General features: G+C 75.4%; 15 protein-coding genes. 5 read left to right on the forward strand and 10 right to left on the reverse strand.

All coding sequences use genetic code 11. The features are described 5' to 3' along the window. Positions 1-42 precede the first annotated feature (42 nt). The 6 genes from IG69_RS20445 to IG69_RS0116520 form a co-directional block, all read right to left on the reverse strand. Entirely contained in the window at positions 43-414 is a 372-nt protein-coding gene (locus IG69_RS20445) for a response regulator (protein WP_051750681.1), read from the reverse strand. A 76-nt stretch (positions 415-490) separates the two neighbouring features. After that, a complete protein-coding gene (locus IG69_RS21245) occupies positions 491-1,831 on the reverse strand; it encodes a sensor histidine kinase (protein ID WP_051750682.1) in 1,341 nt (446 codons plus the stop codon). Further along, complete coding sequence (locus tag IG69_RS0116505) at positions 1,818-2,510, reverse strand: response regulator transcription factor (protein ID WP_211251034.1); 693 nt, start codon at positions 2,508-2,510, stop codon at positions 1,818-1,820. Before IG69_RS0116505 ends, IG69_RS21245 begins: the two co-directional genes overlap by 14 nt. A gap of 70 nt (positions 2,511-2,580) precedes the next feature. Next, on the reverse strand, positions 2,581-3,504 hold the full coding sequence (locus IG69_RS0116510; RefSeq protein ID WP_051750683.1) for an AfsR/SARP family transcriptional regulator: 924 nt from the start codon (positions 3,502-3,504) through the stop codon (positions 2,581-2,583). Positions 3,505-3,660: 156 nt separating this feature from the next. Then, positions 3,661-8,226, reverse strand: a complete 4,566-nt coding sequence (locus tag IG69_RS0116515) for a choice-of-anchor D domain-containing protein (RefSeq protein ID WP_030529278.1) — start codon at positions 8,224-8,226, stop codon at positions 3,661-3,663. A gap of 186 nt (positions 8,227-8,412) precedes the next feature. After that, positions 8,413-8,997, reverse strand: a complete 585-nt coding sequence (locus IG69_RS0116520) for an NUDIX hydrolase (protein WP_245616181.1) — start codon at positions 8,995-8,997, stop codon at positions 8,413-8,415. A gap of 52 nt (positions 8,998-9,049) precedes the next feature. Here IG69_RS0116520 and IG69_RS0116525 point away from each other — a divergent pair, with 52 nt between their 5' ends. Beyond that, the gene (locus IG69_RS0116525) at positions 9,050-9,520 is read left to right on the forward strand and encodes a hotdog fold domain-containing protein (protein ID WP_030529280.1); all 471 of its coding nucleotides are present in this window, start codon (positions 9,050-9,052) and stop codon (positions 9,518-9,520) included. Between the two features lie 12 nt (positions 9,521-9,532). Here IG69_RS0116525 and IG69_RS0116530 read toward each other — a convergent pair whose 3' ends face one another. Together IG69_RS0116530 and IG69_RS0116535 are read right to left on the reverse strand one after the other, a co-directional pair. After that, entirely contained in the window at positions 9,533-10,315 is a 783-nt protein-coding gene (locus IG69_RS0116530) for a tyrosine-protein phosphatase (protein ID WP_030529281.1), read from the reverse strand. Between the two features lie 48 nt (positions 10,316-10,363). After that, positions 10,364-11,032 (reverse strand): hypothetical protein, encoded by a 669-nt coding sequence (locus tag IG69_RS0116535; protein ID WP_157577673.1) that lies wholly within the window; start codon positions 11,030-11,032, stop codon positions 10,364-10,366. A 157-nt stretch (positions 11,033-11,189) separates the two neighbouring features. Between IG69_RS0116535 and IG69_RS22795 the strand changes: the two genes are divergently transcribed. From IG69_RS22795 to hemW, 3 genes are read left to right on the forward strand one after another with little or no spacing between them, the layout of a single operon-like run. Continuing rightward, on the forward strand, positions 11,190-12,326 hold the full coding sequence (locus tag IG69_RS22795) for a sensor histidine kinase (RefSeq protein WP_051750684.1): 1,137 nt from the start codon (positions 11,190-11,192) through the stop codon (positions 12,324-12,326). Beyond that, positions 12,323-12,994 carry a response regulator gene (locus IG69_RS0116545; protein WP_030529284.1) on the forward strand — a complete coding sequence of 224 codons (672 nt, stop codon included), beginning with the start codon at positions 12,323-12,325 and terminating at the stop codon, positions 12,992-12,994. Before IG69_RS22795 ends, IG69_RS0116545 begins: the two co-directional genes overlap by 4 nt. A 12-nt stretch (positions 12,995-13,006) precedes the next feature. After that, on the forward strand, positions 13,007-14,227 hold the full coding sequence (hemW, locus tag IG69_RS0116550) for a radical SAM family heme chaperone HemW (RefSeq protein WP_030529285.1): 1,221 nt from the start codon (positions 13,007-13,009) through the stop codon (positions 14,225-14,227). Between the two features lie 39 nt (positions 14,228-14,266). Here hemW and IG69_RS23045 read toward each other — a convergent pair whose 3' ends face one another. Then, positions 14,267-14,854: a DUF4870 domain-containing protein gene (locus tag IG69_RS23045; protein ID WP_084696882.1), complete on the reverse strand. Its 588-nt coding sequence runs from the start codon at positions 14,852-14,854 to the stop codon at positions 14,267-14,269. A gap of 147 nt (positions 14,855-15,001) precedes the next feature. On the opposite strand from IG69_RS23045, the gene IG69_RS0116560 reads away from it, so the two are divergent. Beyond that, positions 15,002-15,304, forward strand: a complete 303-nt coding sequence (locus IG69_RS0116560; protein ID WP_030529287.1) for a TfoX/Sxy family protein — start codon at positions 15,002-15,004, stop codon at positions 15,302-15,304. A 3-nt stretch (positions 15,305-15,307) separates the two neighbouring features. Here IG69_RS0116560 and IG69_RS0116565 read toward each other — a convergent pair whose 3' ends face one another. Continuing rightward, a complete protein-coding gene (locus IG69_RS0116565) occupies positions 15,308-16,183 on the reverse strand; it encodes a DUF3097 domain-containing protein (RefSeq protein WP_030529288.1) in 876 nt (291 codons plus the stop codon). Positions 16,184-16,191 lie beyond the last annotated feature (8 nt).

Consider the following 16,191-nt stretch of genomic DNA (forward strand, 5'->3'; position numbering starts at 1 on the left):
GCCGGACGGCCCCAGGTCGAGGATGGGCGAGGCGCCTTGGGGTCACCTTGGGGTCGGCGCAGCCCCCCGGACGGCGAGGAGCAGCTCCTCGACCTCCTCGTCCTTGCCGACGCAGCGGTCGGCCCCCGCGGCCACGGCCGCGCGGTGGGTCGCGGCCCGTCCGTCGCTCGTCAGCACGACGAGCCGGGTGGCCGGTCGCACCCGGCGGATCTCGGCGAGGGCCCAGAGCCCTCCGCGGCCGGGCATCGACAGGTCCATGAGCACGACGTCGGGATGCTCGTGGCCGGCGAGCAGGACGGCGTCCTCGCCCGTCGTCGCCATCCCGACGAGCTCGAGGTCCGGCTCGGCGTCGACCAGCGCGCGCACGCCCAGGCGGATGCCCTCGTGGTCGTCGGCGAGGACCAAGCGGATCATCGGTCCTCCCGGACAGGGTGGGGGACGGTGTGACGGAACGCAGTCTGCGGCAGGTCGCTTGGGGAAACCCTGTGGCTCAGGCGCCGGCCGGCAGGTCGGCGGGGACGAGCGCTCTCAGGAGGGTACCGCCGCCCGGACGAGGTGCCACCTCGAGCGACCCGCCGAGGTCCTCGAGGTGGGTCGCGAGCAGGCGCAGGCCGACGTGCCCGTCCTGCGCGACACCCTCGGGGAGGCCGCGACCGTCGTCGGCGACGGTGACCCGCACCTGCCGGTCCACCGTCGTCACGTCGACCCACGCGTTGGCGGCGTGCGCGTGCGTCGCGACGTTGCGCAGCGCCTCCTGCACCACCCGGTAGCAGACGCGGGCGACGTCGACCGACCACTCCGCGCGCTCGGGCATGTCGAGCCAGACCTCCGGCCCCGCACGGCGGGTCCGCTCGGCGAGGTCCTCGACCGCGTCCCGGAAGGCCGTCCCCTCGAGGCCCGGCGGGTGGATGTCGACGAGCAGGGAGCGCAGGGCCTCGACGTCGCGCCCGAGGATCTCGCGCGCCTGCTCGAGGGTGTCCCGGGCCCCCGCCGCCTCCGGGGCGTCGGACACGTGGGCGGCGACGACGGGCAGGGCGTAGCGCAGCCCGGCGAGGTCCTGGACGACGCCGTCGTGGAGGTCGCGGGCGATCCGCAGGCGCTCGCGGTGCGTCGTCAGCACGGTCTGCCGCAGCAGGCGGATGCGTTGCAGCTCAGCGCGTTCCACCCGACGGGCGAGGGAGATCGCGAGCGGCATGACGGCGACCTGGAAGAGCAGCAGGCCGCCGAGCGCGACCGGCAGGATCGCGCGGAGGATCTCCTGCTCGCGGGCCCGCATCTCGCCGGTCGAGTAGTACGCCTCGAAGACGAGGTCGTTGCCGTCGGCGTCCTGCGCTCCCGCGTACACCTCGAGCAGCTCGCGCTCGGCGCGCTCGGAGACGTTCTCGGCCTTGTCGAGGGCCGACAGCTCGGCCACCGTGTGGTCGGTCCCGACGAGGTTGCCGACCGTGGGCTCGAGGTCGTAGGTCCGCCCGATGAGCGGTGTCTCGTCGGACCAGAGGATTCGACCCTCGGGCGTCCAGAGCTTGACGTGCCGGATCGACCCGACCTCCATGCTCCGCCGCAGCACCGCGCCGAGGCTGGCCATCGCTCCGGGATCCTGCTCGCGCACCCGCTCGTCGACGAGGGGAGCCGCGACGGTGCCGGCCAGGGTCGCCCCGCGCAGCTGGGCCTCGGCGAGCGCCGAGTCCTCGGCGATGCGGTGGCACACCCACACGGCGCCAGCGCCGAGCACGAGCAGCGTGACGACGCTGAGGACGACGAAGCGCCGGACCGCGGTGCGGACGATCGCGCGGCTCGGCGGCGGAGCGGTCCCGGGGTCAGGCGCGGTCACGGATCATCCCGCGGCGTCGGGCCACGGCCACGGCCTCGAGCTGTGAGTGGGCGTCGAGCTTGCCGAGGAGGGCGGCGACGTAGCCCCGGGAGGTGTGGCGCGAGATGCCGAGCCGGCGGGCGATCGACGCCGGGTCGAGGCCGTCGGCGAGGAGGTGGAGCACCTCGTCCTCCCGGGCGGTCAGCCGCACGGTCTCCGCGGGACGCGCGAGGGAGCCCTGCAGCTCGAGGAGCCGTCGCAGGAGCGCGGGGTGCACGCGGAACCCGCTGTCGGCGGTGTCGCGCAGCGCCTCCAGCAGGTCCTCGAGCCGCCCGTCCTTCGGCAGCAGCGCGCGGGCGCCGGCGGCCATGGCGCGCTGGAGGAGGGACTGCGTGGCGAAGGCGGTGAGCACGACGACGCGCAGGTCAGGGAACAGGGCAAGGAGCGCGGCCGTGGCCTCGAGACCGTCGCCCTCGCCGATCTGCACGTCCATGACGACCGCGTCCGGGGCGAGCGCCCGAGTGCGCGCGACGGCGTCGTCGACGGTGTGCGCCGCACCGAGCCACTCGAGGTCGGGCTCGGCGTCGATGGCCCGACCGAGGAGGTCGGTGAAGGTGCGGTGGTCGTCGACGACGAGGACGCGCCGCACCGCCGGGGCGTCCGCCCGTGACGGCCCGTCCATGGGCCCCCTGCTGCTCACGCGAACAGTGTGGACCGTCGGCGGCGCGCTGTCTGTAGTTCCTCGGGTGGCGACATCCGGTCGGCTGATCTCACAGTAGGGCGAGTGCACTGGTCGCGACCCGCCCGAGGGCCCGGTCGACCGGTGCGGGGTCGAGTCCCGGCACGCGCCCGAGCGTCTCGCGCAGGAGCTCGAGCAGCGCGGCGATCTCCGTCCGCGACGGGGTCTCGGTGACCGCGTCGTCGGAGCCGGCGAGGAGGCGCAGGTAGCCCGCCCGCGCCTCGGCACCGGGCTCCACCCCCAGCTCGTCGACGAGGCGACGCCGCAGGTCGAGGTAGCAGCGCAGGGCCTCCGCCCGGCGGCCGGCGGCCTCGAGAGCGGCCATCCGCACCGTGGCGGCGCGCTCGTCGAACGGCGCCAGGTCGGCGGCCCGCGCCGAGAGCTCGGTCGCGGCCGCGACGTCGCCGCCGTCGAGGGCACGCCCCGCCACGACGGCGCAGGCCTCGGCGAGGCGCGTCGTCACGACGTCCCGCTCCCGGTCGGCCCACGCCGACCGGGTCTCGGAGGCCAGGAGCGGGGACCGCGCGAGGGCGAGGGCCTCCCGGACCAACCGGACGGCGTCCGGCGTCGTGGACCCGGCCGACCGGGCGAGGAGCGAGAGGCACTCCGAGCGGTCCACGACGACGCGCGAGGTGTCGAGGTGGTACCCGGCCGACGTGGTCCGGACGACCGAGTCGCGCCCGGCGCCCGGGGTACCGATGGCCCGCCGGACGACGCAGACGTAGCTCTCGAGCGTGGCGACGGCCGACGCGGGGGCCTCGTCGCCCCAGAGCAGCTCGACGAGCCGGTCCTTGGTGACCGGTGCGCCGTCCGCGACGGCGAGGAGCTCGAGCACCTGCCGGGGCTTGGCCCCGCCGAGCGCCGGCCCGCTGACCGTGCGGCCGTCGACGGTGACGGTCGTCGTGCCGAACAACGTGATCTCGTGGGTGGTGGTGGTGGACGTGCTCTCGTGCATGGTGGAACCCCCTGCGGCTCCGGTCGCCCTCCCCTGCAGAGGGCGTCCTACCACCCAGTATCGGATTCCGCCACTCGAGCGGGCAGATGCAGACGACGGAGTCCGTACCCCTCATTTGTGGGGTACGGACTCCGTCGGGTCCCGTCGGCCCTGGGGTCAGCGGACGGTGGCGGTGAACGACACCGTCGCGCGGTTGGCCGCGTCGCTGACGAACCCGATCGTCGCCGGGTAGGACCCCGCGACCGCCTGGGCGTTGAGCGTCACGGTGATCGCGCAGCTCCGGCCGGGGGCGACCGCCACGGCGCAGGTGCCGAGGGCGACGCTGTAGGCCGTGCTCGTCGACGTCGTACCGGTGATCGACAGCGACGCCGTCCCGGTGTTGGTGATCGTCACGCTCGAGGAGGCCGAGCGCCCGATCTTCACCGTGCCGAGCGACACCGACGTCGACTTCGGGGTGAGGACGGAGCTCGTCCCGGTGCCGGTGAGCGCCACGGCCGGGGCCGCGCCGGGGTCGTTGCTGCGGATCGACAGCGTCGCGGCGCGTGTCCCGGTCGCCCTCGGGGAGAACGTGACCCGGACCGAGCACGAGGCGCCGGCCACGACGGAGGCGCACGCCGGGTCGGCGGTCGCGGTGTAGTCGCCTGCCGCCGTGCCCGAGAGCGCCACCGAGGTGACGGTCAGTGGGGCGCCGCCGGAGTTGCGGACGCCGACGAGCTGCACGGCCGACGTGGTCGTCACGCGCTGACCCGCGAAGGTCAGGGTCGTCGGGGTGACCGTGGCGCGCGCCGGGGTCGGCGGCTCGATGCCGTGACCGGTCAGCGCCGTGCGCGACAGCACGCTCCCGTCCGCACCGAGCACCTCGAGCGTCGCCGTGGCGTCCCCGGCGGTGGTCGGGGCCCAGCGGACCGTCTGCGTGCACGTCCCGTCACCGGGGAGCGTGGCCCCGGCGCAGGTGCCCGCACCGAGCGTGAAAGCGGCGGCCTGCGGACCGGTGACGCGGACCGTCCCGAGGGGGAGCGCGCCGGTGCCCACGTTCTGCAGCGTGGCCGTGAGGTCCGTCGTCGTGCCGAGGTCGTGGTCACCGAAGGCCAGGCTCGCGTCCCCGGTGAGGCCGGTGGCGTAGCGACCGGCGACCGCGAAGAGGTCGGTGCGCGCGACCTCGCCCTCGGGTCCGGTGACCGCGACGTGCTCGACCGGGACGCCGTCCGGGGCCCAGGTGCCGCCGACCACCTCGTGGAAGGTCACGGCGTCACCGAGGTGCCCGGCCGGCGCGGCACGTCCCACGCCCGGGGCCCAGCGCAGGAAGCTCCCGACGACCGGGGAGGCGAGCGCCTCGGCCATGTCGCAGGGCGCCGCCCCGCACCCGACGTTCTGCGTCGCGGCGTTGCGGGCCACCGACCCGGAGGCGTCCGTGTGGACCGAGAGCGGTCCGTACGGGGTCGTCACGGTGTAGTCGGTGTCCGGGCAGAGGCCGGTGGCGTGGAAGCGGGTGCGTCCGAAGACGAGCTGCTGGCCGGCCTCGGCCGTCGGCCCGGTGAACGCGCCCTCGAGCGCCACGCGCAGGGCGGCGGTGCCCGGAGCGACGGTGTCGCAGCCCGGTGTGGGCATCGGCTCGCTGTCGGCGACCGCGTAGAACAGCTCCGGCGGGTAGTTGTCCGGGAACGAGATCGGCTGCGTCGGGTCGTAGCCGTCACCGGCGAGGACGATGCAGCCGGGGTCGGTCGGGTCGTCGCAGAGGTCCAGCCGCAGACCGTCGGCGTCCTGGTACCAGAGCGGGAACCCGTCGGCCCGACGCCCGGCCGAGACCGCCGGGTCCGAGGTGCTGCCGCGGCCGGAGAGCCCGACGTCGACCTGCGAGGGGCGTGCGCCCGGTGCGGTGAGGCGCAGAGCCGTCGTCCGGGTGCCGGCGGCCGAGGGGGTGAACCCGACGGTCACGGTGCACGTCCCGTCGACGGGGACCTCGGTGTCGCAGGTCGTGCCGACGACCGAGAAGTCCGCCGTGTCGCCGCCCACGAGGGTGGGGGCGTCGAGGACGAGCGGCGCGGTGCCGCCCCGGTTGGAGACCGTCACGGACTGGACGGCGGCGGCGCGGCCGACGTGGCGCTGCTCGAAGGCGAGAGGCCCGGAGGTGGACAGGGCTGCGATCCCTTGCGCGACCGACCCGACGCCGCGCAGGCGTACCTCGAACGGGTCGTTGAGCCCGGTGTGCCGCACCCGCAGGAGCGCGCTGCGGTCACCGACGGCACCGGGGGTGAACGTCAGGTCGACCTGGCAGGCGGCACCCGGGGCGAGGTCGCGACCGGAGCAGGCGTCGCTGCCTACCGCGAAGTCGGCGGCGTCGTTGCCCGCGACGGAGAGCGAGGTGACGCCGAGCGTCTCGATGCCCTCGTTGCGCAGGGTCACCCGGGCCGGGCCGGAGCTGCCCTCCTCGACGGCGCCGGCGTCGACGACCTCGGGGTCGGCGACGAGCGGACCGGCGAGCTTGCCCATGACCGTGAACAGGTCGGTCTGCGCGACGGTCGCCCCTGCGCTGACGAGCCGGACGTAGTTGGCCGGAGCCGTCTCGCCGACGGGGACATAGGAGGAGCCGACGACCCGGTGCAGGGTCGTCGCGTCCCCGAGGTAGCCGGCCGGGGCGGCGGCGCCACGGGCCGGGTCCCAGCGCAGGAAGCCGGCGAGGACGGGGCTGGAGATGGCCTGGTCCCAGGCGCAGGGGGCGTCGGCCGTCGCCGCGAGGCAGCCGACGTCGCTCGTCCCGGTCGTCCGCTTGAGCCCACCGGCGTCGTCGGCCACGAAGGTGTACGTGCCGTACGGGTGGACGACGGAGTACTCCTGGCCGGCGCACAGGCCGCTCGTCGCGTTGACGCGGATGCGCCCGAAGGTCATCTGCTCGCCGCTCACCGGCTCACCGTTGACGAAGGCGGCCTCGAGGGCCATCCGGACCATCATCTTCCCGGGCGGGCTGTCACCGCAGCCGGGCGTGATGATGAGGTCGCTGTCGACGACGCTGTAGAAGAACTCGTCGGGGAAGGTCGTCGGGAACGCGACGGGCCCGCTGCCGGGGTAGGTGCCACCGGCGAGGACGATGCAGTTGGGGTCGGTGGCGTCGATGCACTGCGCGAGGCGCACACCGCGCTCGTCCTGGTACCAGGTGGGGAACCCGGTGGCCGGGTCGATGGCCGGAGAGGACTTCGCGACACCGCCGAACCCGGTGCCCTGGAGGGCGACGTCGAGCGTCCCGGCGGGGTCGTCCGACGGGATGCGCAGCGTCGCGGAGTGCTCGCCGACGGCCTGCGGGAGGAAGGAGACGTCGACGCGGCAGGTGCCGCCCACCGGCACGACCGCTCCGGTGCAGGTGTCGAAGCCCTTCTCGAAGTGGGCCCGGTCCGAGCCGGCCAGCTCGAGCGTGCCGAGCGTGAGAGGGGCCGTGCCCGTGTTGCCGACCGTGACCGTCCGCGCGGACGAGGGGACGCGCAGCCGTTCCTGGCCGAAGCCGAGGGAGGAGGGGGCGGCGGTGGCGTGCGGCGCCTGGTGCGGTGCCGTGCCCTCGCCGGTCAGCGGGACGGTGGTGGGGGAGCGCAGGCCGTCGTGGGCTACGGTCAGCGTCGCGGCCCGGGCACCGAGTGCGGTGGGGGAGAACTGGACCCGGATGAGGCATGTGGCGTCGCGGACCAGAGCCGTTGCGGGACAGGTCGAGTCGACGACCCGGAAGTCGCCCGCGGCGGCTCCGGTGACCGTGACGCTGTTCGGCGTGGTGGTCCCCGCCGCGACGTTGCGAACCGTGACTTCTCGCACCGAGGACGACTGGCCGACCTCGGTCGAGCCGACGGTGACCGCCGCGGGGGAGACCTCGAGGGGACCGGCGACCTTGCCGGCGACCGTGAACAGGTCGGTGCGCAGCGGGGTCGCCAGCTTCGTGCCGGCGATGCTGAAGTAGTTGGCCGGGGACGCCTCGCCCGGAGCGGTGTAGGTGGCGCCGACGATGCGGTGCGCGGTGACGGCGTCGCCGAGGTAGCCGGCGGGCGCCGAGGGGGCGACGGCCGGGTCCCAGCGGAGGAAGTTGCGGGCCACGGGGCTCGAGAGGGCCAGGCGCCAGTCGCACGTGGCCGGAGCGACCGGGACGCACCCGATGTCGGTCGTCCCCTGGTTGCGGGCGAGCGCGCCCGCGGCGTCGGTCCGGAAGGAGATCGCACCGAACGGGGTCGTCGCGGTGTAGGTGCCGTTGGCGCACAGGCCACTGCTGACCGAGAGCCGGACCCGCCCGAAGACCATCTGCTCACCGGGGACCGGCGCGCCGTTGGCGAACGCGCCCTCGAGGGCCAGGCGGATCGAGGCGGTGCCGCGCTTGGTGCCCGAGCAGCCAAGGGTCGTCAGCCGTTGGGAGTCGGCGACGAGGTAGAAGAACTCCGAGGGGAAGTTGGTCGGGAAGACCTGCGGCCGGGCCGGGTCGTAGCCGGCGTCGGCGAGGACCACGCAGCGGGTGTCGGTCGGGTCGAGGCACGGCGCCAGCCGGGTCCCGCCGGAGTCCTCGAACCACGTCGGGAAGCCGTGCGCCGCGTCGAGGACGGGCGACACGGCGGGCTGCCCGCCGGCCGCGAGGGCGTCCCGCGCGGGCAGCGCGACGAGGCCTAGCGCCACCGCCAGCAGCGCGACGAGGGCCGTCGTCAGCCCACGGCGGGGTGCGGCGGCTGGACGGTCAGGGTGGATGGTGGTCGCGGTCATGACCGTGCTCCTCGGGTCCGCGGGTCGCGATGGACACGGTCATTGACCCAGCGTCACCTTGGGGAAAGCCTGTGGCGCACAGGGGCGACGGGCTGCGGGCGAGCGAGCGTCCGCGCCCGCCCGCGGGCAGGCGAGGACGACGCCATCGTGCGGGCGCGCGGGAGGGGGAGGACGCCGGAGGGACGGTCAGCCGGCGTGGGGGTCGACGGGGACCGTCGACTCCTCCACCCGCCCGCCGTCGACGGCCGCGTCGCGCCACCGGTCGCGGTCGGAGGCCAGGGCGACGAGGGCGCGCAGGCCGACGGGCCAGACGAGGTCGCCGGTGGCCTCGAGCGCGTCGAGGTCCCACCACGTCAGGCCGACGACCGTCATCCGCTCCTCCTCGGTGTGGCCGGAGGTGTCGACCTCGAATGCCGGGACGCGCACCGCCCAGAAGGTCTCCTCCTGGTCGACGACCTTGTCGCTCCACCCGTGCAGGACGCGTCGCTCCAGCAGCGGTCCCTCGAGGTCGGCCTCCGTGACCCGCAGGCCGGTCTCCTCGTGCAGCTCGCGCACGACCGCCTCGGCGTCGCTCTCGCCGGGGTCGACTCCGCCGCCGGGCGTGTTCCACCAGTGCGCGACGGGATCGAGCCCGAGGTCGGAGTCCTCGATGAGCAGCACGCGGTCGTCCTCGTCGAGCAGGAGCACACGCACGGCCCGGCGGGTGAAGCGAGGACGGTCCGACGGGGCGGGAGCGACGAAGCCGGGCTGCCCGGGCAGGGGAGAGGTCACCGGCGCCACGCTACCGAGGGCCCCGTCGCTACCCGCGGGTAACATCAGCGGGGTGACCGACACCCACGCGCTCTACCGTCGCCTCGCCGCCCGACCCCTCGGACGGGAGGCCTTCTCGGTGCTCTTCGCGCTCAAGGCGCCCTACTTCCGCACCGTGCGTCCCCGGGTGCGCGAGGTGCGTCCTCACCACGCCGAGCTCGTCGTGGCCAAGCGCTGGGGCGTCCAGAACCACCTCGGCACCGTGCACGCCATCGCCGTGTGCAACGGTCTCGAGGCGGCGATGGGCCTGCTCGCCGAGGCGACCACTCCGACCACCCACCGCTGGATCCCGCGGGGGATGGAGGTGCGCTACCTCGCGAAGTCGACGACCGACCTGCTCTGCGTGGCCGAGACCTCGCCGGCCGAGTGGGATGTCGGCGCGTCGGGTGACGTCCCGGTGCGCGTGCGGGCCCTGCGCACCGACGGCACGGTGGTGGTCGAGGGTGTCATCACCATCTACGTCAGCGAACGTCCCTCGCGCTGAACGCGACCGGTCTCAGTCGAGGGTGAGGCGGTCGCGCAGGCGCTCGACGTCGGCGTCCGACCAGCCCTGGGCGCGCAGCCAGTCGGCCGCCCCGCCCCAGCCCTCGTCGACGGCGTCGAGGATGGCCTCCATCGACTCCGCGCGGGGCCGCTGGTCCTCGAGGCTCTGGCGCGCCAGCGCCTCGCCGTACACCGGCCGCGGTCTGAGCCGGCCGACGATCTGCTCGAGCCGCTCGGCGGTCAGGACGTAGTCGGCGACGATCTCCTCGCGCGGGACGCCGGCCACCGACAGGGCCATCGCGACGACCGTGCCGGTGCGGTCCTTGCCGGCCGCGCAGTGCACGACCGCGGCGCCGCTCGCGCGGGAGACGACGTCGAGCGCGGCCGCCACGGCCTCCGGCCGCTTGGCGAGGTACCCGAGGTAGTGCTTGGCCCAGAAGGCGGCGTCGCGCTCGGGCTCGTCCTCGCTCCACGGCAGCGCCCGCTCGGCGGTGCCGCGCAGGCTCTCGCTCGGGCGGCGCTCCGGGATGAGCGAGTGGTGGTGGTGGGTCAGCGACCCCACGGCGTGCAGCGGCCCCGGACCCTCGACGTGCACCTCGGCCTCCGTGCGCAGGTCGACGACGTCGCTGACGCCGAGCTCGCGCACCAGCCGGTCGACGTCGGCGTCGCTGAGGTCCTGGAGGTTGTCGGAGCGGATGAGCCGCCCCGGCGCGGTCGTGCGGCCGTCGCGGGTCGGCAGCCCACCGAGGTCGCGCATGTTGACGAGTCCGTCGAGGTGGATCCAGCGGTCTGTCACCTCGTCATCGTAGGTCGACACCCGGACGCGTTCGGGCCCGGCCGTCGCTCAGCCACGGATCAGGGTGTCCGGAGCGGGTCGGGCCGCCGCCGCGAACACCGGCATGGCGAGCACCGCCCAGCCGACGGTGTTCCACGCGCTGGGGGAGAAGTCCGCCGCGACGGCGAGCACGGCCGGCGCGACGAGCCACCACCCGGCGCGGCCGGCACGCCCGGCGCGTGCGACGCCGGCGGCGAGCAGGAGCACTGCGAGCGAGACGCCGAGGAGCAGCGCGAGGATGGACACCGCCGCCGTCGGGCCCTCCTCCAGCCGCTCGAGCGCGGTGGCGGGGACCCCGCCAGAGAGCACCTCCGTGAGCGTGAGCGTCAGCGTGTGGTGCATGACCAGTCCCAGGCCGCCGAGGGCCCCGAGGACCGAGGCGGTCCGCAGCGTGCGTCGCCCCCGTCCGTGCGCCCCGGCGCCGACGAGCGTGAAGCCGGCGACGAGGAGCATCCCGGCGAGGGCCCCGAGCAGCCCGCTCGCCGTGAACCGGCCCGTGTGGGCGAGGAGGAAGGCGGCCTCCCCGGTGGCGTCGAGACCGTCCGGGAAGCGCGGGGCGACGAGCTCGGAGACGAGGACGAGCACGGGCCCGGCCAGCACGGTGGCGGAGGGCCGGCGGCGGGGAACGCGGTCGTCGGTGCGCTCGCCGCGGTGACGGGTGAGGGCGGAAAGGGTCATGGCGGGCTCCTGGGTCCGGTGGGTCGAGGCCATCACCGTCGTCCCGACCCGGCGTCGCGCACCACGGTCCCGGGACCGGACGGACCCGCCTCGAGAGGCGCTGCTCCCCCTCCGCGAGAGGGTGTCGCCCACCGCCCCGCGGGTCTAGCGTTCGCCCATGGAGCGGGTGCGGGGGTGGGTGCGCGACACGGTCTCGCCGTGGGACGCGGCGCTCGCGGTCGGACTGGCCACGGCCGCCGGGCTCGACACCCTCCGCACGTCGGCCCCGCACCCCGGGGCGCGGGCCGTCCTCGCCACCCTCGTCGTCCTGGCTCTCCTCGTGCGCGTCCGGCACCCGATCGCCGCCTGCACCTGGGCCGCCTGCGTCCTCCTGGCGGAGTCGCTGCTCCTCGAGTCGCCCGACGAGGTCGCGGTGCTCGTCGCCCTCGTCGTGCTCTCGTACTCGGCCTACGCCCACGCCCCGGCCCGACGGGCGGGGCGCGGCGCCGCCGTCGTGGCCGCCGCGGCCTCGGTGTCGGTCGCCGTCGACCCCTCCGACTCGCTGTCCAACCTGCCCGCCACCCTCGTCTTCTTCGTCGTCGTCCCCGCAGCCCTCGGATGGTCGGTCCGCCGCCGGGCGCGCACCATCGACGTGCTCGAGGTGCAGCGCGAGGCGCTGACCCGCGAGCTCGGCGCGGTGGCCGCCGAGGAGCGCGCACGCATCGCCCGGGACCTGCACGACGTCGTGGCGCACGCGGTGACGCTCATCGCCGTCCAGGCCGAGGCAGGGAGCGCCCGGCTGCCACGCGACACGGAGGGTGCGGCCCGGTCGCTGGAGGCCATCGCGGCCGCGAGCCGCGAGGCGCTCGCCGAGCTGCACCGCCTGCTCGGGCTCCTCGACGACGTCCCGGCGGCCGCCGTCGGGCTCGCCGGCCTGCCGGGGCTCGTCGAGGGGGCACGGGCGGCCGGGCTCGAGGTCAGAGTCACCACGGAGGGGACCGTGCCGGTCCTCGACCCGGAGGTGGACCGCTGCGCCCTGCGGCTCGTGCAGGAGGCGGTGACGAACGCGCTGCGGCACGCCGACCAGCCGGTGGTGGACGTCGTGGTCCGGCACCACGCTGGGACGGCCCACGTGAGCGTGACGAGCCGCGGCGTCCGTCCCCGTCTGTCGTCGTACGGCGGCTCGGGTCGGGGTCTCGTCGGCCTGCGCGCCCGGGTGGAGGCGCTCGGCGGCCGGTTCTCAGCGGGCCCGGTCGACGACCGCTTCGTCGTCCGGGCAGACCTCCCCGCCCGCGCCCGGGCGGTGGCGTCGTGACCACGGTCGTCGTCGTCGACGACGAGGAGCTCGTGCGCGACGGGCTCGTGGCCGTGCTCGGCGCGGCCCCCGACCTCGTCGTCGTCGGCACCGCGGCGGACGGTGCCGCGGCCGTGGCCGTGACGCTCCGCGAGCGCCCGGACGTCGTCCTCATGGACCTGCGCCTCCCGCAGGTCGACGGCGTCGAGGCGACCCGTCGCATCGTCGCGGCCCGGGTCCCGTCGACCGTGCTCGTGCTCACGACGATGGAGACGGACGAGGCGGTCACAGCGGCCCTGCGCGCCGGGGCCTCGGGCTTCCTCCTCAAGAGCTCCAGCCGCGAGCGGCTCCACGCCTCCGTCCGGGCCGTCGCTGTCGGTGACTTCGTCCTCGCGCCGTCCATCCTGCGGCGACTCGTCGACGAGCGGCTCGCGGTGGGCGGCGCGCGGCGGTCGCCCGGGATGCGTCTCACCGATCGGCAGCGTGACGTCGCGCGCCTCGTGGCCGCCGGGCTGACGAACGCCGAGGTGGCCGAGCGGCTGTCCCTGTCGACCGCCACGGTCAAGGGGTACGTGAGCGACGTCCTCACCGCCAACGGGCTCCGGGACCGCACCCAGCTCGTGGTGCGGGCGTACGAGAGCGGGCTGGTGCGCCCGGGAGGTGCGGTCGGTCCGCCCGGCACCGGGTGACACGATGAGGGCGTGCCCCGACTGCCCGACGGCGACCCCGCGCCGGCCTCCGGCGAGCTGCCCGCCGACGCGCTCGCCCGCCTCGCCGACGGGCGGTTCGGCCTCTACCTCCACGTGCCCTTCTGTGCGGTGCGCTGCGGCTACTGCGACTTCAACACCTACACGCTGACCGAGCTGGGTCCCGGCGCGTCGACCGAGGACTTCGCCGGCACCGCGCTGGCCGAGCTCGACCTCGCCGCCCGGGTGCTCGGCGCCGCCGCGCCGGTCGTCGACACCGTGTTCGTCGGCGGCGGGACGCCGACCCTCCTGCCGGCGCACGACCTCGTGCGGCTCCTCGACGGCGTGCGCGAGCGGTTCGGGCTCGCCGACGGCGCCGAGGTGACGACCGAGGCCAACCCCGACTCGGTGACGCCGCAGGGCCTCGAGACCCTCGCGGCGGGAGGGTTCACGCGGGTGAGCCTCGGGATGCAGAGCGCCGTCCCGAGCGTCCTCGCCACCCTCGACCGCACGCACGACCCGGCGCGGGTCGGGCAGTCCGTCGCCGCCGCGCGCGCCGCCGGCCTGGCGACGAGCCTCGACCTCATCTACGGCACCCCCGGGGAGTCGCTCGACGACTGGCGCACGAGCCTCGAGGCCGCCCTGGCGCTCGAGCCCGACCACGTCTCGGCGTACGCCCTCGTCGTCGAGGAGGGCACGCGGATGGCCCGGCAGGTGGCCCGCGGAGAGCTGCCCGAGCCCGAGGGCGACGACGAGGCGGACAAGTACGAGCTCGCCGACACGGTTCTGGCACAAGCGGGTTACGGCTGGTACGAGGTGAGCAACTGGGCACGCACGCCGGCCGACCGGTGCCGTCACAACGAGGGCTACTGGCGGGGCGACGCCTGGTGGGGCGTCGGTCCCGGGGCGCACGGGCACGTCGGCGGCGTGCGCTGGTGGAACGTCAAGCACCCGCGCGCGTACGCGGCCCGGCTGGCGGCGGGCGAGTCCCCGGCGGCGGCCCGCGAGGTCCTCACCGCCGAGCAGCGCCACGACGAGGAGGTGCTCCTCGGGGTGCGACTGCGCGAAGGGCTCGACCTCGGCCGGCTCGACGACGCGGGCCGCACGGCCGTGGCCGGGCTCGTCGCCGACGGGCTGCTCGAGGGACCCGCCGCCGTCCGCGACCGGCGGGCCGTCCTCACCCTCCGCGGCCGCCTGCTCGCCGACACGGTCGTGCGCCGGCTGCTCGGTCCCTGACGGGGGAGCGGCCGGCGCACGGACCGGGTCAGCCGCGGGTCACTTGACGAAGCGCGGCGTGAACGGCGGGTTCCACCACTCGCCGTTGTTCGCCTTGATGGCGCCCAGGATGTGGACGACGACGGCGTAGATGAAGGCGGCGATGAGCAGCGGGATCCCGATGATGGCGCCGATCAGCGTGATGATGAGGAGCCATCCGACGACGGCCGCGATCGCCGCGGTGATCTGCACATTCAGGGAGTTCGCCGCGTGCGCCCGCACGAACGGCCCGCGATCCTTGTAGACGAGGTAGATGACGAGGCTGCCGACGAAGCCGAGGAAGCCGGCGGACAGGATCATCGCCGCAAGGCCGATGACGTGGCTGAGCATCGACCACGTCTTCTCCTCCTGCGGGGAGAGAGGGGCTGCGCCCGCGTACTGGGGCTGGCCGTAGGGCTGCTGCGCGTACTGCTGCTGCGCGTACTGGGGCTGCGGCGGGGGCGGGGGCACCTCGCCGGCGGCCGGGGTCTCCCAGCCGGGCGTCGGCGCGGGGGCGGCGGGGGGCGCCGGGGGCTCGGCGGGCGGCGGCGGCACGATCTGCGTGGGCTCGTCGCGCGGGGCGTCGTCGCGAGGGGTGTTCTCGCTCATCTCTTCCTCCTGGAGTGGGTCTGGGACCATCGAACACCCGACGGCCGCCCGGCCCAAGGGGTTCCGGGGGCATGTCGGGGTCCGGGTCGGGGTGCGCTCAGGGCCGACCCCTACCGCCGGCGCGGGCACCGGGGCCACACTGGGCCCGTGGAGCTGCTCGAGCGGGTCCGGGCGGCACTGCCGCCCGCGGAGGAGAAGCGGATGTTCGGGGGCGTCGCCTTCATGGTCGACGGCGCGCTCGCGTGCTCGGTCGGGTCCCGGGGCCTCCTCGTGCGGACCGGCCCGGAGCGCTTCGACGAGCTCGTCGCCCGCCCCACCGTCGAGCCGATGGTCATGAAGGGGCGGGCCAGCCGCGGGTGGGTCGACGTCCACGCGTCGGTCCTCGAGGACGACGACGCGCTGGCGGGCTGGCTCGAGGTCGGCGTCGCCGCTGCCCGGGCCGCCCGCTGACGCCTACTCGGGCGCCGTCACGAAGTCGATGAGCTCCTCGACGCGACCGAGCAGCTCGGGCTCGAGGTCGGTCCACGAGTCGACGGACGCGAGGATGCGCCGCCACGCGTGCGCCATGTCGGCCTGGGTCGCGTGCGGCCAGCCGAGGTGCGCGGCGATGCCGTGCTTCCACGACGTCCCCCGCGGGATGACCGGCCACGCGTCCATCCCGAGGCGGCCGGGCTTCACCGACTGCCAGACGTCGACGTAGGGGTGGCCGACGACGAGGACGTGCTGCGCCCAGGGCCGCAGCGCCCGCGCCTCGTCGACGACGCGCGACTCCTTGCTACCGGGCACGAGGTGGTCGACGAGCACCCCCATCCGGCGGCCGGGTCCGGGGGCGAAGTCGCGGATGGCGCCCGCGAGGTCGTCGACGCCGTCGAGCATCTCGACGACGACGCCCTCGACGCGCAGGTCGTGCCCCCACACCTTCTCGACGAGCTCGGCGTCGTGCTTGCCCTCGACGAAGATGCGCGAGCCGCTCGCGACGCGGGCGCGCTGACCGTGCACCGCGACCGAGCCGCTGGCCGTCCGGGCCCCCGCGGCCTTCGCGGCGGCGAGGCGCTGCGCCTCGGCGGCCCGCGGCGCGACGAGGGTGACGGGGGAGCCGTCGACGAGGAAGCCCGGCCCGAGCCGGAAGCCCTTGGTCCGGCCCCGCCGGTCCTCGAGGTGGACGACGTGGACGCCGCCGGCATTCTCGACGCGCACGACCGCGCCGACCCATCCGGTCTCGACGTCCTCGACGACCGTGCCGGGCTCGGCCGGCAGCTCGACCGAGCGCCCCCGCCGGGGAGCGCGCCAGTCGCCCGAGAGCACGTCGGATCCGTACCTGTCCACCACGGCCGCGA

Origin of the sequence: Phycicoccus jejuensis, assembly GCF_000720925.1 — a bacterium.
GTDB lineage: Bacteria > Actinomycetota > Actinomycetes > Actinomycetales > Dermatophilaceae > Phycicoccus > Phycicoccus jejuensis.